This window comes from Thiobacillus sp., assembly GCA_024235835.1.
Taxonomy (GTDB): Bacteria; Pseudomonadota; Gammaproteobacteria; order Burkholderiales; family Thiobacillaceae; genus PFJX01.
The window spans coordinates 377,965-399,721 of sequence record JACKLQ010000002.1 but is presented as its reverse complement, the minus strand read 5'-3'; the positions used below and the strand labels follow the sequence as shown (position 1 = coordinate 399,721).

General features: G+C 62.1%; 12 protein-coding genes. 1 reads left to right on the top strand and 11 read right to left on the bottom strand.

Translation table 11 applies throughout. The features are described 5' to 3' along the window. Nucleotides 1–140 precede the first annotated feature (140 nt). Nucleotides 141–1,592: a hypothetical protein gene (locus H6935_10035; protein ID MCP5278685.1), complete on the top strand. Its 1,452-nt coding sequence runs from the start codon at nucleotides 141–143 to the stop codon at nucleotides 1,590–1,592. Nucleotides 1,593–1,732: 140 nt separating this feature from the next. On the opposite strand, the gene H6935_10030 is transcribed toward H6935_10035, so the two are convergent. From H6935_10030 to H6935_09980, 11 genes are all read right to left on the bottom strand, one after another. Further along, on the bottom strand, nucleotides 1,733–2,944 hold the full coding sequence (locus H6935_10030) for an ABC transporter permease (protein ID MCP5278684.1): 1,212 nt from the start codon (nucleotides 2,942–2,944) through the stop codon (nucleotides 1,733–1,735). 12 nt (nucleotides 2,945–2,956) lie between these two features. Further along, nucleotides 2,957–4,192, bottom strand: coding sequence for an ABC transporter permease (locus H6935_10025; GenBank protein ID MCP5278683.1), 1,236 nt, complete (start codon nucleotides 4,190–4,192; stop codon nucleotides 2,957–2,959). A gap of 178 nt (nucleotides 4,193–4,370) precedes the next feature. Beyond that, nucleotides 4,371–5,282, bottom strand: coding sequence for a THxN family PEP-CTERM protein (locus tag H6935_10020; protein MCP5278682.1), 912 nt, complete (start codon nucleotides 5,280–5,282; stop codon nucleotides 4,371–4,373). A gap of 173 nt (nucleotides 5,283–5,455) precedes the next feature. Further along, complete coding sequence (prsT, locus tag H6935_10015) at nucleotides 5,456–8,227, bottom strand: PEP-CTERM system TPR-repeat protein PrsT (protein MCP5278681.1); 2,772 nt, start codon at nucleotides 8,225–8,227, stop codon at nucleotides 5,456–5,458. Between the two features lie 48 nt (nucleotides 8,228–8,275). Further along, a complete protein-coding gene (prsT, locus tag H6935_10010) occupies nucleotides 8,276–11,044 on the bottom strand; it encodes a PEP-CTERM system TPR-repeat protein PrsT (GenBank protein MCP5278680.1) in 2,769 nt (922 codons plus the stop codon). Nucleotides 11,045–11,124: 80 nt separating this feature from the next. After that, on the bottom strand, nucleotides 11,125–13,905 hold the full coding sequence (gene prsT, locus H6935_10005) for a PEP-CTERM system TPR-repeat protein PrsT (protein MCP5278679.1): 2,781 nt from the start codon (nucleotides 13,903–13,905) through the stop codon (nucleotides 11,125–11,127). A gap of 120 nt (nucleotides 13,906–14,025) precedes the next feature. Continuing rightward, nucleotides 14,026–15,378 (bottom strand): PEP-CTERM-box response regulator transcription factor, encoded by a 1,353-nt coding sequence (gene prsR / locus H6935_10000; GenBank protein MCP5278678.1) that lies wholly within the window; start codon nucleotides 15,376–15,378, stop codon nucleotides 14,026–14,028. After that, complete coding sequence (gene prsK, locus H6935_09995) at nucleotides 15,375–17,441, bottom strand: PEP-CTERM system histidine kinase PrsK (protein ID MCP5278677.1); 2,067 nt, start codon at nucleotides 17,439–17,441, stop codon at nucleotides 15,375–15,377. The genes prsR and prsK overlap by 4 nt, the downstream gene beginning before the upstream one ends. A 1-nt stretch (nucleotide 17,442) precedes the next feature. Next, entirely contained in the window at nucleotides 17,443–18,825 is a 1,383-nt protein-coding gene (locus tag H6935_09990) for a TIGR03013 family PEP-CTERM/XrtA system glycosyltransferase (GenBank protein MCP5278676.1), read from the bottom strand. A 71-nt stretch (nucleotides 18,826–18,896) separates the two neighbouring features. After that, nucleotides 18,897–19,448 (bottom strand): nucleotidyltransferase, encoded by a 552-nt coding sequence (locus H6935_09985; protein MCP5278675.1) that lies wholly within the window; start codon nucleotides 19,446–19,448, stop codon nucleotides 18,897–18,899. Between the two features lie 7 nt (nucleotides 19,449–19,455). Beyond that, complete coding sequence (locus H6935_09980; GenBank protein MCP5278674.1) at nucleotides 19,456–21,753, bottom strand: penicillin-binding protein 1A; 2,298 nt, start codon at nucleotides 21,751–21,753, stop codon at nucleotides 19,456–19,458. Nucleotides 21,754–21,757 lie beyond the last annotated feature (4 nt).

Here is a 21,757-nt window from a genome sequence, read left to right as displayed (position 1 = left end):
CCTCCGAGCCGTCCCTTCGTTTTCTTGAGAGACAACCGCATTAAGGAGTGCATGGCATGAGTTATCGCCACATGGGTTTGTTGGGGATGTTGTTGCTTGCGGGAGGGTGGATGCCCGTCGCCGCTGGGGCGGAGGCGCCCATGTCAAAGGATGCGCTGTTCGACCTGGTGCCTGAGACACCGGCCGAAAGGCCGAAGCCGGCCGGGGCGCCCGAAGCCGTGCCGGCTTCCAGGGATGAGTTGTTTGCCCTGGAACCCGCGGCGGCCAAGCCCGCTGCCGCCAAGGAGGAAGCCGCCCTGCCGGCTAGCAAGGAGGCCCTGTTCGACGAGCCGGCCAAGGTGTCCGCCCCCGAGAAGGCCGCGGCTGCAGTTGCGCCCGCGCAGCGCCTGCAAGGTTTTATCCAGGCCGAGACTGCGGGCACCCTCGCCGATCCCGAACACTGGTCCAAGGCCATGGTGCGCCTGGAACTGGGTACCCAGGGTCGCCTGGCGCAGGGCATGAAATGGAAGCTGAGCGGCCGGGTGGATTACAACGCCATCTACGACCTGGACGATTTCTATCAAGCCCAGGTCCGCGACGACCAGCGCCTGGAATTCCAGGTGCGGGAGACCTACCTGGATTTCACGGCCGGTGACTGGGACTGGCGCCTGGGGCGTCAGCACATCGTCTGGGGCGAACTGGTGGGCATGTTCGTGGCCGACGTGGTCTCGGCCAAGGATCTGCGCGAGTTCATCCTGCCGGACTTCCAGGTCCTGCGCATCCCCCAGTGGGCCGCCCGCGCCGAGTACTTCAAGGAAGATTTCCACGCCGAAGTGGTGTGGATCCCCTTCCCCAGCTATGACGAGATCGGCAAGCCGAAGAACTTCCTTGCCCCGGGCGGCGGCGCCGATTTTTATGCCTATCCCCTGCCCATTCCCGCAGTCATCCTGGGGGACGACAAGCCCAGCAAGGGCCTGAACCACGGCAATTTCGGCGTGAGGCTGACGCAGTTGACCAACGGCTGGGATTTCTCCGGCTTCTACTACACCAGCATGAATGGTTCGCCCACGTTCTACCAGTTCACGCCGGGCACCCTGACGCCCCGCCATGACCGGATCTGGCAACTGGGCGGCACCCTGGCCAAGGACTTCCGCGACGTGGTGCTCAAGGCCGAGGCGGTCTACACGGACGGACGGCGCTTCAACCTGACCAACGTAGTGGCGCCCGATCCCGCCGGCGGCGTCGTGGAACAGAACACGCTGGACTGGGCCGTGGGCCTGGACTTCAACCCGTCGTCGGAGATCCGGGTCAACACCCAGTTCTTCCAGCGCTATTTCTTCGACCACAACCCCAACATCATTCCTGACCGGGCCGAGAACGGCGTATCGCTGCTGGTGAACCGCAAATTGCCGGACAACTGGGCAGTGGAGGCCTTGCTGGTGCACAGCCTGAACCGCCAGGACTGGATGCTGCGTCCGAAGGCCTCCTGGGGCTTCCGGCCCAACTGGAAACTCACTTTCGGACTCGACCTCTTCAACGGGCCGGTCACGGGCCTGTTCGGCCAGTATGACCAGCAGGACCGGGCCTACGCTGAAATGAGGTACGACTTCTAGCAAAGCGCTGGATGGGGACCGTCACCGCTAGGAGCATTGCGGCACGGCGATCCATGGGTGTCGAGCCTGTAAGTTTGCTGGATTGCTTCGCTGGGCTCTCAATGACGCTTTGATGTTTACACGGCGGCTGCCGGCATGGGCTAGATGCTCTGGCGCAGGGCGTCCACCACAGGGATGCGCCGCACCCGCAGTGCCGGGGGCAGGGCCGCGATGAGGGTGGCGACGAAGCCCACCAGGAAGGCGCCCGCCACCACGCTGGGAACCACGCGGATGTGGGCGATGTAGCTCAGGTCCGCATTGGGGGGCGGAGGCATGGGGATGCCGATGGCCGAAATGACCATGGCCAGCAGGATGCCAAACACCACGCCGATCACGGCCCCGCCCAGTCCGATGATGGTGTTCTCCATGAAGATCAGTTCAGTCACCTTGCGGCTGCGGTTGCCCAGGGCCATCATGGTACCGAACTCGCCCACCCGCTCGAACACGCTCATGTTCACGCTGTTCGCCACGGACAGCAGCACCATGAGCAGGATGATGAGGCGCAACACGCCGAACTGGACGTCGTACATCTTTACTGTCTTGGCGTAGAAGTCGTTAAGCTTGAGCCAGGAATTGACCTCCAGACCCTTGCCGTCGAAGCGCTGCCCGAGGAGCTCGGCCACATCGCCCGTGTCTTCCGTGTGCTTCAATTCCACCACCAGGGTGTTCACGCCCGGTGTGGCGAGCAGGTCCTGGGCGGCGGCCAGGGGGATGCGCACTGCGCGGGCGTCATAATCCTTGGAGAAGGTCTGGAAGGTGCCGATCACCTGGAATTCCATGCTGTTCAGGGCCCCCTCGGGGGTGTTGATCACCAGGGTGGCCCAGTCCCCAGGGGCCAGTTTCAGGGCGCGGGCCAGGCCCTGGCCGATCATCATGCCATGCTCGTCCTTGTCCTCCAGCCTGCGCCCGGACGAGATGACCATGCCGCTGCCGAGCTTCGCCTCCAGGGCCGGTTCCACGCCCTCGCCGACGATGGGCAGGTCCGTGCGGCCGTTGTTGAGCAGGCCGGCGAAGTAGAGTCGTCCCATGACGTTATCGACGTCGTCCATGCCCTGGATTTCATCCCGCAGTGCTTCAGCGTCCTGCATCATGAATTTCTCCGGGCTGCGAGCGCCGCGCTCGAAATAGCCGCTGCGGGCGACCTGCATATGGCCGGACTGGGAATGGATGAGGACTTCCCCCAACTGGGTGAAGATGTCGTGCACGAACCCGCCACTGAGGACGAGGCCCACGACCCCGGTGACGATGGCCAGCAGGGTCATGGCCGTGCGGGTCTTGTGACGCAGGACGTTGCGCAGGGCGAGTTTCCACATGTCCGGGATTCCCTAGCGGTTGTGACGCAAGGCGTCCACGATCACCAGGCGCGACGCGCGCCAGGCGGGGTAGATGCTGGCCAGCAGGGCCGTGGAAACGGCCAGCAGCAAGGCCTCCAAGACGATGGTGGGCGTGATGGTGATGCCGGCGACGAAGCCCCGTGACATGCCCGGGGCGGGTGGCATGGGAATGCCTATGGACGAGATGGCCACGGCCCCCAGGTAGCCCAGTGTCACGCCGACGATTCCTCCCACGGCCCCCAGTTGGCCCCCTTCCAGCAGGAACAGTGTGAGAATGCGTCGACGCCGGACCCCCAGGGCCATGGCCGTGCCGATTTCCACGGTGCGTTCCATGACGCTCATGGTCATGGTGTTGCTGATGCTGAGCACGATGATGGCGGCGATGATGAACTTCACCACCCCCATCTGCCTGGAAAACAGTTCCACGGTCTTGTTGTAGAAGTCAGCAAGCTTGGTCCAGGGGGTCACTTCATAGGCCTTGAAGGCCGGGTTGTCATGGATGGCAGCAAATGCCTTGTCCGTCAGGTCGGTGTCCTTCAGGCCAACCACCCACAGGTGGGCGCCCTGGGTGCGCAGCAATTTCCGGGCGGTGTCCAGGGTCACCCGCAGCATGGTGTCGTCGTAAGCCTTCATGGAGGTGGAGGCCAGGCCCCGTACGTGGACTTCCACGGCATTGATGCCCCCGGTGGCCGTGTTGGCCAGAAGGACCACCGTGTCGCCCGTCTTGACGCCCAGGTTGGCGGCCAGGCCGATGCCCATCTGGATGCCCATGTGATCTTCGTTGGCAAGGCGCTGGCCCGAAAGGATTTCCAGGTACTGGGAAGAAGGATCCCTGACCGGGTCGATGCCCTCGCCGATGAAGGATATGGTGCTCTCCCCGTGGCTGATCAGGCCATTGAAGGTAAGGCGCGGCGCCACGGCGCGCAGGCCCGGGGTGCCCTCCAGGGCGGTCAGGGCGGGGGATTTGGTCGGCAGCAGGAAGGACATGGGGTCGGAAAGCCCCTCCTCGTGGTAGCCGGGACGGGCCACCTGGATGTGCCCCAACTGGGTGACGGCCACCTTTTCCCGGTTGGCCCAGAAAATCCACTCGATGTAGCCGGTGGACAGCATCATGGCCACGACGCCGAAGCCGATGGCGGCGATGGCGATGGCACTGCGCCGCCGCTGGCGCAGGATGTTGCGCAGGGCGAGTCGAAAATCGACGACGAGGGCAGGGTGGATCTTCAAGCCTGTGGTGTTCACGCGGCGGCTGCGCTAACGGAGTGTGGGTGAATTAGACCCGCTGACCCGTCCGGGTGTCCATAGCCTTCGGCAGCATGGGGGCCCGTGGTGCCGGGAGAAAATCAGGGGCTTCCGTGGAAGCCCCTGTGCGTTGGATGGGGGCCTGAGCCCCGCGACCGATGGCTTAGCGCGAACGGCGGCGCAGGCTCAAACCCAGTCCGCCCAGGCCCAGGCCCAGGAGCGCCAGAGTGCCGGGTTCGGGCACTCCGTTGGGCGGAATGAAGATGGCCTGGTCGGTGATGGCCAAGCGAACGTCGAAGCGGTTGGACTGGCCTTCCCGGGTAACAAAACCGATGCAGCCGGCATCCGCCCCCGCCACGTCGCAGGCGGTATCACTAAGCAGGCCCAGGCCCGTCACGAAGATTTTGCTGTAGTAATCATAACCGTCGTAGGTGAACTGCGTGGTCAGGCTGCCGTCCGCTTCCACGAAGCCGGCGCCGGCCGCGTCGATGACGAAGATGTCCTCGCACAGGGAGTTGCCCGGAACCCCGTAGGTGTTTTGGCAGGCGGCCTGATTGTCGAGGTTGGTGGTCTCGAGGAAATGGATGGCGAAGGACAGGGCCGGCACCTGGAACGCGCCGGGGGCAGCGGCGCCGTTGGGGTCAAGATAAAGCACGTCGAACAGCGTGGCCGTTTCCAGGGAGGGCTCGTAGATCACGTTGTTGTTGTGCACCAGGTAGGTGGTCAGCACGGCAGGGCCGTTGGTGACCACCGAGCCGGTGAAGTGGCCATTGCTGCCGCCCCCCACGTCCAGGGAGGATTGCCCGGCATTGGTGGCGGGCTCACCCCAGGTCAGCTTGGTGGGCACGTTGCCGATGGCGCTGAAGTCGATGTCGGGGCCGACCTGCATGTCAAAGTTGTCGTTGGAGGCCGACAGGGCAGCGTTGTTGTTGGAGCCGGTGGGGTTGAAGCCGCCACCATTGGGGGTCCAGGCGGTGAAGCCGTTCTCAAGCCTGAAGTCCCAGTTCAGGATCTCGGCGGCTTGAACGGTGGTGGCGCTGGTGCAGATGGCCAGGGCCACCAGGGATTTTTTCATCAGGTGTTTCATTTGGGTTCCCTTTCTTGCGGGCAGTTGCGTCCACCGTCATGCAGAACCCGTGCCAGTTATAAAACCTCTTGCAACATACTGATTTTTATGAGGATATTTGAGCGATTTCCGTGCGGTCTCAGGGTGTCTGTCAAGAAACCCGACAGTTCCGACACCGGCTACTACAGGCTGCTCAGCAGGGCCCTGGCTTCTTCTTCTTCAGGGAACTTCTGCTTGATGAAGATGGCGGCCTCCAGTTCCTTCCTGGCTTCCGCCTTCTTGCCCGCGCGGACCAGGGCGGCCCCGTGGTGGTAGCGCAGGGTGGGGACGTGGGGGGCTTGGGCCGACGCCTTGGCCAGGAGGTCCAACCCGCGAGCGGATTTGCCCTGTCGCACCAGGATCCAGCCCAGAGTGTCCATGACCCCCGGGTGGTCGGGGGCGAGCTTGTAGGCCTGCTCGGCCGTGGCCAGGGCGCGGGGGTCGTTGCCGCGCTGGTAAAGGGTCGCCAGGTTGTTGTATACGGCTGCGTTGCCCTGGCCAGCCTTCAGCAGCGCCTCATACTCGACGATGGCCTCGTTGTAGCGCTTGCCGCGCATGTGGCTTTCGGCTGCGTATAGGCGCGCGCTGTGATCATCGGGGTGTTGCTTGAGCCAGGCGGCGAGTTTCTGGTCCGCCTCCGCTACTCGGTTTGCAGCCATGAGCGCCCGGTGCAGGTTGACGAAGCGGCCCGTGGAGGGATCTTTCGCGAACGCCTGTTCATAAGCCTTGATGGCCTGGGGGAAGCGCTGCTGGGACCAGAGGATGTCCGCCTCGGCAGCAAAGCCGGAGGGCGATTTGGGTTGCTGGGACTGGAGTTCCCGCGCCAGGCCCAGGGCGCTCTCGACCTGCTTGTCGGCCATTTCCGCGCGGATGAGCGTTTCCTTGGCCGGATGAAAGTTCGGCCGGATGGCCAGGGCCTGCCGGAGGTTTTCCCGTGCAGGCAGGACGCGACCGTCCGCCAGTTGGGCCCGGGCCAGGTCCAACAAGGCTTCAGGTGACTTGGGGGCTTTCTGGGTGATGCCGGTGTAGGTGTCGATGGCCGGGTCCAGGTTGCCCGTGGCCAACAGGGTGTCCCCGAGCAACTTGAGGGTATTGAGGTCGTCGGAGTTGGCGGCGGCGGCCTCCCGCGCCTGGGCGAGGGCCTTGGCCGCATCCTTCCGCGTCAGGTGATAACGGACCAGGGCGGCATGGGCTTGCAGGGACCTGGGATCCGCCTTGATCGCCTTGCGCAACCAGTCAACGAATTCGCTTTCGTGGCGCTTGATGGCGGCCAGGTCCGCCAGGGCCAGCATGGCCCGGACGTTGGCCTTGTCCTTGGACAGGACTGCATGGAAGCGCTTGCTGGCGACTTCTGGCTTGTTGTCCAGCATGTCCAGCCGGGCGAGGTTAAAGGCCGCAGGATAAAAGTCCGGCTGGAGGGCAAGGGCCCGCTCCAGGGCCTGGCGGGCTCCCTGTCGGTCGCCTTTACCCATCAAGGCTGCGGCACGGAGGTTCTCGGCAACAGGGTTCCTCGGGGCCTTGCCTTCCATTTTGGCAATGGCGTCCAGGGCCTTGTCGTAGGCCCGGTCGCCCATGTGCATCAGGACCACTGCGAGATCGGCCCGGCCGGGCTTGTCGCCCTGGCTGGCCATGTGTTCCAGATGGGCCAGTGCGTCGTCCCGCTGCCCTGCGGCCAAGAGGCCGACGGCCTGGAGGCCGCTGATGGAAGCATTGTCCGGCGACAGTTGGGCCGCCCTGTCCAGGTAGCCCTGGGCCTTGGTGTTGTGCCCCAACTGCAGGTGGGCGTCCCCTGCCAGGGTCAGTAGCTGGAGGTCATCCTTGTATTTGGCCAGGAGCGGCTCGAGGGTTTTCAGCGCTCCCGGCGCGTCACCCTGCCGCAGTTGGCTGCCTGCGAGGATCCGGGCTGCGATGAGATTGTCCGGCTGGGCCCCGAGCACCCCGCTGGCGTACTTCTGACTCTGGTTATACATGCCCTGGGCATAACTGGTCATGGCGTAGGCCAGCATGGTGGGCACGTGGTTGGGGGCGGCGCGCAGCAGGTCCTGGAGGACGCTGCTGGCCTTGTCCAGTTGGCCACGCTGCAGTTCGAAGGTGGCCCGTGCCAGTCTGACCAGCAGGTCCTTGGAGCCGGACTTCTCGGCGGACTGCAGGTCCCGCTCGGCGGCACCCATGTCCCTGGCGCGCAGGTGCAGCCCATGCAGCGCCAGGTGTGCGCGGAACTGCCCGGAGTCGTTGGCGACGATCTGCTGATAGACCTTGAGGGCTTCGTCGTGCTTGTCTTCGGACTGCAGCAGGGCGGCTTTCAGATATAGGGCCTCGTTGAACTTGGCGTTCTCGGCCAGGGCAGCTTCCAGCAACTGCCTGGCCCGGGTCTTGTCCTGCTTGCTCAGGGCAACCTTGGCCTTGAGCAGCAGCAGGTCAGGCAGTCTTCCGTCCGCCGCTTCGGCCCCGGTGATGGCCTCCAGGGCTTGATCCTCCTTCTCCAGCCCCAGCAGGGCCGCCGCTCGCCAGGTGTACAAGGCAGCCCTCGCCGGGGCACCGAACTTGTCGGAAGGGTTGCCCAGGTCCACGACCGCCTGGGGCTCGCCATTTCTTACCAGGGCCTGGGCGAGCAGGGGCAGGACCTCCTCGTCCGGAGCCCCTTTTTCGCGCGCCTGCTCCAACTCCTTTCGGGCATCCGCATACGCCTCGCTGGAAAGGTAGATCCTGCCCAGCAGCATCCGGGCCGCTGCATTGGCCGGTTGGGCCTGGAGGGTGTTCTTGAACTCCACGATGGCCCCCTGCCGGTCGCCCTTGGCCAGCAAGGCCTTGCCTTGCTCAAAATGCTCTTCCGGCGTCTTGCCACCACAGCCTGCCAGGAAGATGGCCAGCAAGAGGGCCAGCAGGGGGGCGATGGGCTTGGGGGGCTTGTGCATGGGCAACTCAGTGCTTCCTGGAGGCAAGGGACAGGGGAGGTCAGGTCGTCACAGGTTCTTCAAAAGGGCTTCAGCCTGTTCCTTTTCTGGAAACAACTTGCCGATGCCCACCGCAGCCGCCAGTTCTTTCTTGGCCTCGGTTTTCTTGCCGGCTCGATAAAGGGCGGCGCCATAGTGGTAACGCACGGAGGGGTCCTTGCTGGCCCTGGATGCGGCCTTGGAGAGAAGATCCATGCCCCGGGGCAACTGACCCTGCTCCACCAGGATCCATCCCAGGGTGTCCTGGGTAATGGGTTGATCGGGGGCGAGTTTGAGGGCCTTTTCAGCGGTTTCAAGGGCGCGGCTGTCCTTCTCGCGCAGGTACAGGTTGGCCAGGTTGTTCAGGGCCAATGCGTTGTTCGGGGCGAGTGCCAGCAGCACTTCGTACTGGGCGATGGCCTCCCGGTTGCGCTTGGTCACCATAAAGAACTCTGCCGCGTAAGTGCGCAGGACCGAATCCTTGGGGTGCTCGCTGAGCAGTTTAGTCAGTCGCTGGTCGGCGGCCTTGGCGTTGCCCGCCATGAATAGGGCCCGATGCAGCTTGATCGAGCCCGCCACATCCCCTCCGGCACTAAGGGAGAGCGCCTTCTCAAAGGCGGAGACAGCTTGTGGATATTTTTTTTGCGACAGAAGAATCCCGCCCTCCCGGTCATATCCAATGGGAGAGCGGGGCTGTTGAGCCTGAATTTTGCGGGCGATGGCCAGCGCGGCATCTGGTTTATTGTTCACCAACTCCAACCTGATCAAGGCGTCCTGGGCTTGAAGAAAGTCGGGCTTGAGCTCGATGGCTTGGGTGAGCGTCTTGCGTACCACATCGACTGGCTTAATGGCGGACTGGGCCTTGGCCAATAGCAGAAGGGCCTCGGCTGACTGGGGGGCCTTATTCACCAAACGCGCATAGGTATCAATGGCGGCACCCCAATCTCCAACTGCAGCTTGTGTTGCGCCCAGGAGGTTGATCGTGGCCAGGCTTTCTGGATTCGTGTCTTGCGCTTGTTTGGCTTGGGCGAGGGCCCTGGATTTGTCCTGCTTTGCAAGGTGGTGTCTGACCAAGCCAGCATGGGCTGCCATGTTTCTGGTGTCGATCTTGAGAGCCTTCTCCAGCCAGTTCACATAATCATCTTTCTTCTTTTCAAGGAGGGCCACGTTAGCCAGCGCAACCATGGCACTGACATTGGCCTTGTCATGACTAAGTATTGAATCGAAGCGCTTGCGTGCCGCTGCGATGTCCTTGTCCTTCAAATCCAACTCGGCCAGCGTGGCTGCGGCGGGGTAATAGGTGGGGTCCACGCTCAAGGCCTTTTCCAGGGACCTACGAGCTGAAGGAATGTCCGGTTTAGAGACGTAGGCCATCGCACGAAGGCCATGGGGGACTGGACTGTTGGGCAGTTTCTTTTCCAAGGCGTCGATAGCTTGGAATGCCTGGTCAAATTCTTTGCGTTGTAAGTGAATGCGTATGAGCGAGATGTCCGCATTTCTAGCCTGGTCGCTGGCTTTGCTGGCTTGCTGCAACTCAGCAATTGCCAAGTCGGTCTTGCCCTGGGCCAACAGGTTTGTGGCTTGAAGTTCCTTGATGGCCAAGTCCCCTGGGTTCAGGGCTTCTGCCTGGTCAAGGAATGATTGGGCACGGGCATAGTCCTGGGCCTGCATGGAGGCTTCGCCAGCGATGCTCAGCAGTACTGGATCCTTGGGGCGATCCTCGAGGAGCTTGCTGAGGGTTTGCATGGCCGCCTTGGGGTCGCCCGATCGCAGTTTGCTTGTTGCAACCACCTGCGCTGCCAAGGTATTGGAGGGCTGTTCTGCCAAGACTCGCTGGGCGTCCTTGAGACTTTGCTCATAGTTCCCTTTGCCCAGATTTACGAGGGCAGCCACCAGTCTTGCGGGCAGGTAGTCTGGTACCAGCTTCAAGACCTGTTGTATGGATTCATTGGCGGCATCCAGATCGTTTCGCTGGAGTTCAATAACTGCCCGGCTGTAAATAACAAGCGGGTGCCGAGGTGCAGCTATCTCGGCAGCCTGCAAGGATTTTTCGCTTGCCTGGAGGTTGCCCTGTCTACGCTCTATGCTGGATATGAAAAGGTGAGCACGAAAAGCTTTGGGGTCGTGCTTCAGTGCTTCCCTGTAGGTGTTGAGGGTTTCGTCGAGCTTGCCTTCAGACTCCTGCGCGGCTGCCTTGAGATAGTAAGCATACACATGGTTTTTGTCCTGGCTGATCGCAGCGTTAAGGAACTGTATGCCTTCGGCTCTATTGCCCTTTTGCAGGGCGAGACGTGCCTTGAGGACCAGCAGGTCCGGGTCGCCGGGGTTGGCCTCCTCTGCCATGGCGATGGCTTGGTCTACATCAGCTCGCCTATCCATGATGAGGAATGCTTCCGCACGCGTGGCTTGCATGGAGGCAATTTCCTGCCGGTTCAGCCGGCCTGGAGGCAGCCCCAAATCGAGCACTTTCTGGGCTTGCCCCGTGCGCAGGTAGGTCTTGGCCAGCAGGGGCAGGACCTGGTTGACCGGAACCCCGTTCTTCTGCGCACGCTCAAGTTCCTTCAGAGCATCGGCATAGCTCTCCTGGGCAATGTAGGTCCTGCCGAGAAGCAGCCGTGCCTCGGCATTGTTGGGTTGCTCCTGCAACGTGTTCTTGAGTTCAAGGATGGTGCCCTGGCTGTCGCCTTTTGCGTACAGAGCCTTGGCTTGCTCGAAGTGTTCTTCCGGGCTCTTGCCGCATCCTGCCAAGGCAAGGGCCAGAACCAGCATGGTGGAAACAGGACGAAGGCGGACAATCATGACAATTCGGCTCCCGGATTTGGATATGTAGGGTATTGGTGCGAGCGATGGCCTTTTCGCTTGAGGTCAAGGCCATGATGTCAAAGGTTTTCGAGGTACTTTTTCGCTTGGGCCTTCTGCGGAAAATCAAGCCCGCTGTAGATCAGCTTCTCCAATTCCTCTTTGGCACGTTGACGATCCCCGGATTTGGCGAGGGCCATTGCCAAATGCCAATGGATTTCGGGTGCTGTGGGCGCCTTGGCATGGGCTTGCTGCAACAGGTCCAGGCCCCGCTTGGTGTTGCCGGCATTCACCTGGACCCACCCCACGGTGTCCAGCGTGGCGGGGTTGTCGGGGTCCAATTTGAGGGTTTGTTCAGCCACGCTGACGGCTTCCTTGTCCCCCAGTTCCCCCAGGATCCAGGCCAGGTTGTTGTGGGCGACCAGATCCTTGGGGCTGGCTTGGGCCAGGATGCGGTAATTGTCCGCCGCATCCTTCAGCCGCCGGGCGTTCAGTTGGGATAGGGCGAGGTGGTGTCTCACCGTCGTGTCCTTGGGGTTTGCCAAGAGCCATTGGGAGAGCAGTTTTTCCCCTTCCACGCCCTGACCGCCCTTAAGGTAGGCCTGGTGGGCAAGCATGAGCGTCTGGCCTTTGCCGCTAAGCTGGGCAGCTCGTGCGAACTGCCTGGCAGCGTCCAGGTATCGCTTCTCTCCGTTCAGGAGTTCCGCTTCGGCCAAGTACCCTGCGGCGGCCTTGGGAAGTCTTGCCTGCAGCTTGCGGGCGATCTTGACTCCATCCTCGCTGCGCCCCGTCTGTCCGAGGATCAGAGCCTTGTTCAGGTCAGCCTCGACGAAATCCGGACGCAGGGCCAGGGCCTTGTCCAGGGACTTCAGGGCAGACGCCAGGTCCTTGGTGGCTGCTTGTTCCTGGGCGACCCGGAAATGCGCCACCGGGTTGGCCGGATTGGATTCCGCCCATTTGCTGAACGTGGCCAGGGCGTTGGTGTGGTCACCCTGGGAGGCCTGGGCCAGGCCGATGTATTCGGTGAACGCCGTGCGGCCCGTGGCATCCAGGGCGGAGCGCGCCTCCACCAGGGCCTTGCCTGCGTCCTTCTTGCCCAACCAGTAGCGGACCAGCATGACGCGTGGCTCGGGTGCCTTGTCGTTGGCCTTCTTCGCTTCCTCAAGATTCTGCAGGTGGCCGGCATCGTTCCTGTCCCGGGCGTCGAGGGCCGCCAGGGCAAGCCAGGCCCGGCTTTCCTTTTGATTGTGCTTGAGGAGTTGCTGGTACCGGGCCCTGGCCGATTTGGGATCGTTCGCGCGTATGTCCAGCAGCGCCAGGTTGGATGCGGCGGGGAAATAATCGGGCCTCACTTCCAGGGCCTTGTTGAAACTGGAACGGGCCTTGCCGACATCCTGCTGGCTCATGTGGATGGCGCCCCGCAGGTTGTGGGGTAGCGGATCCTGGGGGCGCTCCTTTCCAAGCTTGTCCACGACCTTGAGGGCCTCGGCGTATTGCTTTGCCTTCAGGTGGGTCACGACCAGCAGCACCTCCGGGCGCTGGCTTTCAGTGTCCAGTTCGGCCGCCCTGCTGAGGGCAGCCACCGCCCCGGCTTCGTCACCGCTTCCCAGGCGGCTCGCAGCCAGATCCGTGAAATACTTGGCGTCCTGCCGGGTGCCCTCCGGAATCTGCTCCAGGTGTTTCCGGGCCTCGGCATAATCGCCCTGGCGCAGGGAAATCTTGCCTTGCAGGGTGTTGAGTAAAGGGTCGTCGGCGGCATTGCCGAAGGAGGCGAGCAAGGCCTTGGCCTGACCAAGGTCGCCCAGGTCTGCCATGGTGGCGGCCATGAGCTTTCGCGCCAGGGCATGGTTTGGCGCAGCGGCCAATACCTTGTCCAGGTGGGCCCGTGCGGCTTCCCGGTTGCCCAGGGCGATATTGACCGTGCCGGCCAGCATGTGTCCGGGCAGGAAACCTGGCGAGCCCCGCAGGATGCCTTGCAGGATGTTGTTTGATTCGGTGTGGCGGCCACGTCTGAATTCGATGTATGCCTCCAGGTAGCGCCCCATCACGTCGTTGGGCGCTTGCTTGCGTACTTCCTTGAGGTCGGCAGAGGCCTTGTCAAGGTCGGATGATTCCAGATGCAGTTGGGCTCTGGACAGCCGGGCCGGGACGTTGGCGGGTTCGCTCTCCAGGGCCTTGGTATAGGCTTGCATGGCAAGGTCATTCTTCTTGGTGATGCGCAGCAGGTCGCCCTTAAGCAGCCAGAAATCCGCTCGCCCGGAAGCCTTGGCGAGGGCCTTGTCCATGAAGGCGAGGGCGCCGTCGGTATCCTTTTCCGAAAAGGCAGCCACAGCGCGGGTGAAGAGTGATTCCGGATGTTCGGGCACGATTGCGTCCGCTTCACTGAGGCTGCGCTGGCTGTTGACGCCGTCCTTGAAGAGAAACTGGGCGCGGGCGCGGAGGGCCAGGAGCGCGGCACGAGCGTCGGGCTCGATGCCATCCTGAATTTGGATTTCGCTTAGAAGGCGCCGGAATTCCCCCAGTTGGAGAAGGGTTCGGGCGTGAAAAACGTCCAAAGACGGATCGCGCAAGCCCAGTTCACGGGATTTCTTGAATTCCTTCTCCGCGCCCAGATAGTCGCCTTGGGAAAAAAGGACCTGGCCCAGGCGGAAGCGAGCCTCCCCATTGTCGGGCATGGCCTGGAGGGCGTTCTTCAGTTCGATGGAAGCACCCTTCAGGTCGCCTTTCTCCTGCAGGGCGATGCCTGACCGGAGGTGATCGTCGGGGGATTTTCGCGTGACCATGTAGAGGCCACCGGCCAGAACGGTGGTTCCCAGAAGCACGATAAGCAGCTTGGGAAGGTTGGCCTTCAGCCATTGCATGGATTTCGCTTGGCGACGATGGGAGCGTTTCATGGGGAACCTCGGTGAAACAGGTCTTGTAGATTGGGACGGGGCGCGGTGGCTATCGAACGGATATTCCTGAAAAGGGCTAAGTCATTCTCACTTCAGCCCGAACCGGTTCATCAGGTCATACAGGGTGGGGCGGGAAACGCCCAGCAATTCTGCCGCCTGGGCGATGTTGCCGTTGCTGCGGGCAAGGGCGCGGACCACGGCCTGCCGCTCCGCTTCCTCCCTGACCTGCCGCAGGTTGAGTGGCTGGTCTTCATGGTCGGTGGCTTTCAGGCCCAGGTCCTCGCTGGTCACCTGGGGGCCGTCGGCCATGATGACCGCCCGCTTCATGGTGTTTTCCATCTCGCGCACGTTGCCTGGCCAGGTGTGTCTTTCGATGGCCTGTAGGGCGTCCAGGGTGATGCCCCGAAGGCTCCGTTTCTGAGTCTGGTTGAAGCGCTCGAGGAAGGCATGGGCCAGCAGGGACGGATCGCCTTGCCGTTCCCTGAGGGGAGGGATGAGCACCGAGATCTCGGAGAGTCGATAGAAGAGGTCTTCCCGGAAGCGACCGGCCTTGATGAGTTCGGGCAGGTTCTGATGCGTGGCGGAGACCACGCGCACGTCCACCGGGATTTCCCCGCGTCCGCCCAGGCGCTCTATGACCCGTTCCTGCAGGAAGCGCAACAGCTTGGCCTGCAGTGGCATGGGCAGGTCGCCGATTTCGTCCAGGAACAGGGTGCCCTTGTCGGCATATTCGATCTTGCCGATGGTTTGCTTGGCCGCGCCGGTGAAGGCGCCCTTTTCGTAGCCGAACAGTTCGGATTCCAGCAGGTTTTCCGGGATGGCCGCGCAGTTGATGGCGACGAAGCGTTCCTTCACCCGGGGCGAGAGTTCGTGCAGGCCCCTGGCCAGAACTTCCTTTCCGGTGCCGGATTCGCCCAGGAGCAGCACGGAGGCGTCGCTGGGCGCCACTTTCTCGATCATGCGGCAAACCTTGAGCATGTCAGGGTCGTTGGTGATCAGGCCCTGCAGGGGTTCGGCACGGTTGCGCGACGAGAGCGCACGGTTTTCGTCTTCCAGTTCGTGCACGCGGAAGGCGCGCTCGATGACGATCTTGAGGATCTGCTCGTCGAAGGGCTTGTGGTAGAAGTCGAACGCGCCCAAGCCGATGGCCTGGATGGCATTGGCGCGGTCCTGGTTCCCCGTGACGACGATGATCTTCGTGCCGGGACTGAGTTGCAGGATCTGTTGCAGCGTGGCCAGCCCCTCCGTTGCCCCATCCGGATCCGGTGGCAGGCCCAGATCCAGCAGTACCACGGCGGGTTCGAACCGGCGAATCTGGTTCAGGGCGCCTTCGCGGTCACCCGCCAGGATGACCTCGTAGTCGTCAAGACTCCATTTGATCTGTTTCTGCAGGCCAACATCGTCTTCCACCAGCAATATCTTGGGCGCTTTGTCGCTCATGCTTGTGCATTCTCCTTGTCTGCAAGGGGAAGGCGGATCGTGAACTTTGTGCCTTGGTGGGGACTCGGGCCCACGCGGCTTTCCACCAGGATGTTTCCCCCCAGTTCCTGGATGTATTCCCTGCATTCATAAGCGCCTATGCCCATCCCCGTCCCTTTCGTGGAGGTGAATGGCCTGAACAGGCGCTCGCGGATGAATGCCTGGTCCATGCCGGAGCCGGTGTCCTCCACTTCCACCACGCCCCACTCATGATCCTGGGAAAGTGTAACACCCACCCGACCGGTATATGGCGTGGCCTCGATGGCGTTCTGGACGATATGGCCGATGACCCGGAGGAGCCGTTCCTTTTCGGCCCTGACCCTCAGCCCGCCAGTCTTGACCTGCAGCGAGGGCTTCAGGCTGTAGGCGCTCTTGCTGAGAATGACTTCCTCCAACAGCTTGTCCAGCAGGATCGTCACTGAGCGCGTCTGGGTGGGCTCGTCCCGGAGCTTGGTCAACATCCTGTTCATGCGGGCTACGGAGCTTTCTATGGTCGCAAGCATGTCCTCCTGGAACTCGGGCTTGTGCTTGTGCTTGTCGGCGTTCGCCAGCAACAGGGTGAGCTGGGCCACCAGGTTTTTGATGTCATGTACCACGAAGGCCGCGGCCCGGTTGAAGGATTCGAACTGGCGGGCCACGGTAAGGGCTTCTGCCGCCTGGGCCTGGGCCAGGTGGGCGGCGGCTTGGCGGGCCGCCGTCTTGAGCAGGTCGCTCACTTCCCAGTTGAAGGGGATCTTGCCCAGGGAGGGGCCCAGTACCATGAAGCCCAGCAAGTGTTCGTGCCAGAGCAGGGGGATGACGAGCCAGGCCTCCGAGGCCTGTTCAAGCCAATCGGGCAATGGGTTGTCTTCCAGGATAGCGGGCTGGTCCCGGCACTCCCCCAGATCCAGGACCCAGTTGCGCGTCTCCATGAAGCGGATGAAGGGGTCGTCGGCCGAAACCTGGCCGTTGGCCGTTGCCAGATTCCATTCCGCGACCCGGCGGAAGATGCCCTGGTCCTGTCTCAGCCATAGCCCTGCGCTGGTGCTGTCGACCAGGCGGGCCATGGCGTGCAGGGTGCGCTCATACAATTGGCTACCGGGCTCGCCCTCCGTCAGCATGGACGTGAAGCGCAGCCATTCCTCCCTGTAGTCGTAGCGGTAGCGGAAGAAATGCTTGGACAGGAAGACCCGCAACCGCGCCCGCGCCGTGCCGGAGGAAACCACCAGCAACAGCACCAGGACCGCCCCGAATAGGAAGACCGTCTGCAGGATGTGTCCCCACTGTCCACCCACAAGGCGCAGGTAATACCCGGCGGCGGCCATCAGCATCAGGTAGACGCCCGTGCCCAGCAGGCTGACGGTGTGGAAGACCATCCGGTGGGAAATGGATACCTTCAAGTCGGTATGGATGCGCCGCTTGAGGGATACCCAGATGAGGGGCACGAGGAGGGCGTTGATGAGTCCCCGCGCGCTCCAGGCCCCCTTGTCGAAGGCCGCGAACAGCATGGCCTCCGAGTAGAGGTAGAAGTCGAAGATGAAGCTGCCGCCCAGGGCGATGCACAGGTACTTGATGGCCCATCGCTCCTGGGGGGAAGAGTTGCGATAGAGCTGCTCCACCAGCACCAGGCCGGCCACGGACAGGACGGCGGGCACCACCGCGCTGGCCCAATAGGCCAGGGACTGGTGGGGCACCAGCAACAATATGGCCTGGGATGCGAGGGCGATACCCGCCAGCCAGGCCAGGGGCTGACCAAGGAAGGCCAGGGAATCGCGGCCGTCCTGCTGCTTGTCCCTCATGGCCCGCAGGTTGCGCCACAGGTACCAGATCCAGATCAGGCTGTGGGCGACCTCCGCCAATCCCACCAATGTCCTGCCTGCGGCGGAGAGGGTCCCCATGGCCGCCACAGCGGCCCATAAGGCGCTGGCCAGGGAGGGGACCGCCACGCCCGGTACCCCGGGGGGGCCATCCCGGCCCCGGGAGGCGAGCCCAAGCAACAGAAAAGCGATGGCGGCCAGTCCGTAGCCCAGGGCCGCGAAATCCACGTCAGCGGACTCCTTTGCCCAATACGACGACCTGAGCGGTTTGGAGGAGGATCATGATGTCCAGAAACAGGCTGTGATTCTTGACGTAATACAAGTCGTATTGCAGCTTGTTCATGGCGTCTTCGACGCTGGCTCCATAGGGAAACTTGACCTGGGCCCACCCGGTGATGCCGGGTTTCACGCTATGGCGGGCGTGGTAGTAGGGAATCTGCTCGGCCAGTTCATTGACGAAATACGGGCGTTCCGGGCGTGGCCCCACGAAGCTCATGTGGCCGACAAAGACGTTGAGTACCTGGGGCAGTTCGTCGATGCGCGTGCGCCGTATGAATCTGCCCACGCGAGTAGTGCGGTCATCGTTCTTGCGGGCCCAGACCGGGGCGCCTTCCTTTTCGGCATCCGTGCGCATGCTGCGGAATTTGTAGATGGTGAAGGACTGGCCGAACTGGCCCACCCTTTCTTGGGTATACAGCACGGCGCCGCGGCTTTCCAGCTTGATCAGGAGGGCGGTGAGCAGCATCAGAGGGAACAACAGCAACAGGAAACTGCCGCTGACGAGCAGGTCAAAGACCCGCTTGACCAGATCCCGTGACGAACCCTGGCTAAAGCCTTCGGAAAAGATCATCCAGCTGGCGTTGGTGGATTCCAGGGGCAATATGCCGGTTTGCTGCTCGAAGAAGGCCGGCAGGTCCAGAATTTCGATTCCCCGCAACTTGCATTCCAGCAATTCGTTGATGGGCAGCCCCCCGCCTCGCCGCTCCCTGATCGCCACGATGATGGTGGTCGCACCCAGGGCCAGGGCTATGTCGTAGAGCCGGCCTCCGCCGTGGATCAGCCTCTCATGGGGGACATAGCTGTGGGTGGTGCCAAGGGGAAGGTAACCCACGACTTCGATGCCCTGGGATTCGCCGCCGTGGATGATTTCCTCTATTTTCGCGGCCCGGCTGCCGGTGCCTACCACCAGGACCCGTTTCTTGAACAGGGAGGTTTTGCCCCATTCCATGAACAACAGCCTGATTAGGATGGCACTGAACCCCACCAAGGCAATGCTTGCGGCGAACTCGGCACCCTTCGGAAACAGGTTGGGGATGAACATCGTGCCGGCGGCAATGATGGCAGCGCCCGCCACAAGACTGCCCAGGACACGTATCAGCAGGCTCTTCAAGCCCGTGGTCCATTCCCAGTCGTACAGGCCGAACATGGAGTTCATCAGGCTGAGCAGCATGGCGAACAGCCAGGGCTTGTACGCGGATTCCAGGGAGCCATTCGCTGCGGGATGGCCGTAATGGATGCCCGTGTACTGGGCAATCAGGAAGAACAGCACCAGTTCCGCGCCTGTCAACAGGGCGAGGCTAAGGGGAATGTAGTGTCGAAAAAAACGAATCATCTAGGTGGCGCTGGCGATCGAAATTGATTCGGGAATGGCCAGCGCCGTAGTGTAACCAGCGTTGATGCTTCTTAATAAGTGGTTTGAACCAGCTTTCTCAACTGTTTGATGCTCAGATGACTCTTTTGGGAGTTGTACCCCGGGTGCCGGTCCTTGGTTGGAATCCGTACCAGGACATCCACCGGCTCGGCATAAATCAGATAGGCCGTCTGTCCTGCCTGGTCCATGACTTTGAATTCGATTTCCTGGTTTACCAGGAATTGCTCGAAATCCTTGCTGGAGTCAGCCTGGATATCCAGTTCGATGATGCTGTGCTCGGAGACGGCGCCCGATGCAATTGCACCGGTCAGTATCGGGTTGAAGCGGTCAAATACCTGCATGACTTGCAGCGCTTCGTCCCGCAGTTCGGCCAGCAGGAGGAGTTGGTCATGGGGTTCGAACAGGCTCTGGCGTTCCATCAGCGCCTGGTCGACTTCCTCGTTGCTGGGCAGGCTGGCTCCCTCGGGCAAGCCCAATTGCCGTGCCGCCTTTCTCTTCGCCAGAGCGTAGTCGCGGATGCCATGTTCGGCCATAAGGCGTCCCGCCAGTTCGGCAATCAGCGTCCGCGTCTGGGCGGATTTCAATGCATGGTCATGAGGGCGCTTGGCCATCGGCTGGGGGCTCCGCGACACCGGACGGAAGCAACGATCCGGGCGCGAATTCCTGGTAGAAGTATTCTGTCATCCCCTGGCCTTCAGGGAGGGTATTTCCCGTGGCGGGGTCGATGGGCTCTGCAACCATCCCGGGAGGAACGGCGAAAGGCATCTCCGGGACACCCTGCAATACCTCTCCCATGTACTGAATCCACATGGGCAACGCCGTCACGCCGCCTGTTTCGCTACCGCCCAGGGGCCGTGGTTGATCGTAGCCCATCCATGCCACCGCCACGCGTGTGGGCTGGAAACCGGCAAACCACGTGTCACGGTGGTCATTGGTGGTGCCGGTCTTGCCCGCAAGGTCACTGCGTCCCAGTTTCATGGCGCCGGTAGCCGTGCCGCGTCTGACCACGTCCTGCATCATGCTGGCCATGGTGAAGGCGTTTCGAGGGTCAAGGACGGGCAGGGAGGCCGGTGCGGTGAAGTTCTCGAGTACGCGGCCGTCCTTGTCCGTGACCTTGAGCAGATGCCATGGCGTGACGCGTTTGCCGCCGTTGGCGAATACAGCGTAGCCGGTTGCCAGGCTGAGGGGGGTTACTTCGCCGGCACCCAGCGCCATGGTCAGGTACGGGGGGATACGCCCCATGTCAAAGCCGAACCTGGCCACGTGCTCATGGGTAAATGGCGCCGTTGCCGCTTGAAGTACCCGAATGGAGACCAGGTTCTTGGACTTGGTCAACGCGTTCCGCAGGGTACTCGCGCCATCCATGGAGCCATCATAGTTCTTGGGTTCCCAGGGCACGCCACCGGTTTCGGCGGGGTCAATGGTGATGGGTGCATCGTCGAATCGCGTTGCAGGGGTGATGCCGCGCTCCAGGGCTGCCGAATAGACAAAGGGTTTGAAGCTTGACCCTGGCTGGCGCCATGCCTGCGTAACGTGGTTGTACTGGTTGCGTGCGAAATCGAAGCTGCCCACCATGGCGCGTATCGCACCCGTGTCGGGCGACAGGGCCACAAACCCGACTTCCACCTTGGGCAGATAGGTCAGCTGCCAGGGCTGGCGGGCATCATACCGGGCTACGCGGACGATGCTGCCCTTTCCTAGCCGCATGTCCTCACGCACTTTGCCGCTGATGTGGCGCTGGGCAAAATTGATTTCCGTGGCGCCCAGTGAGATATCCTCGCCGCTACGCAAGCGGACTTTCATGGACTTCTTGTCCAGCGCGATGACCACACCGGGCAGGAGGCCGCTACATTCCTCCCGGTCGGTCAGGGCGTCTTCAATGGCCTTGTCTGCCTGGGCCGGGTCAGATGGCAACTTGATTTTGCCTTCGGGGCCCGCGTAGCCGCGACGTCGGTGGAACTCCAGGACGGCCCGCTTGGCCCCCTCGATGGCGGCTTTCTGGTCCACGCGGCGCAGGGTTGTAAAGACCTTCATGCCGCTGACATAGATGCTGTCCCCATATTTCTGCTGCATGCGCTGGCGCACGAGTTCTGCCAGATGAGGGGCTTCGACCTCAAAGCTCAACGGGGAGTACTTTACTGGCAAGCGAAGATTCTTGGCCGTGTCATATTCGCGTTGTGAAATGTAACCCAATGTTTTCATACGCCCGAGTACATACAGCTGTCGGGTTTTTGCGCGTTTTGGGTTGACCACCGGATTGTATGCGGAGGGCGCCTTGGGCAGGCCCGCGAGCATTGCAGCCTCTGCGAGGCTCAAGTTTTCCAGGGGTTTGCCGAAATAGATGCGGGAAGCAGCAGCAAAGCCATAGGCGCGCTGTCCCAGATAGATGTGGTTGATATATAGCTCAAGGATTTCATCCTTGGTAAGCGCATGCTCGATCTTGATGGCAAGCAGTGCCTCGTTGAGCTTGCGCCGCATGGTCTTTTCTGACGAAAGGAAAAAGTTGCGCGCTACCTGCATCGTGATGGTTGACGCTCCTTCCTTGGCTCCTCCGGATACCAGGTTGGATGCGGCCGCCCGCAGTACGCCCAACGTGTCCACGCCGCCATGTTGATAGAAACGTTCATCTTCCGCGGCCAGAATGGCCTGTCGCAGGGCTTTGGGGGTTTCCTTGAGGTGGACGACCTTGCGGCGTTCTTCCCCGAACTCGCTGATCAGGGCCCCATCCTCGGTGTAAATGCGGAGAGGTTGCTTCGGACGGTAATCTGTCAGGCTATCGAGACTGGGCAGATTGGGGTATACCAAGGCTGTCGCCAAGGCCGCCACGGCAAAGGCCGATACAAGCATGACGGCTGTTACCGCCAAAAGATAATGCCACCAACGGGTCATAACG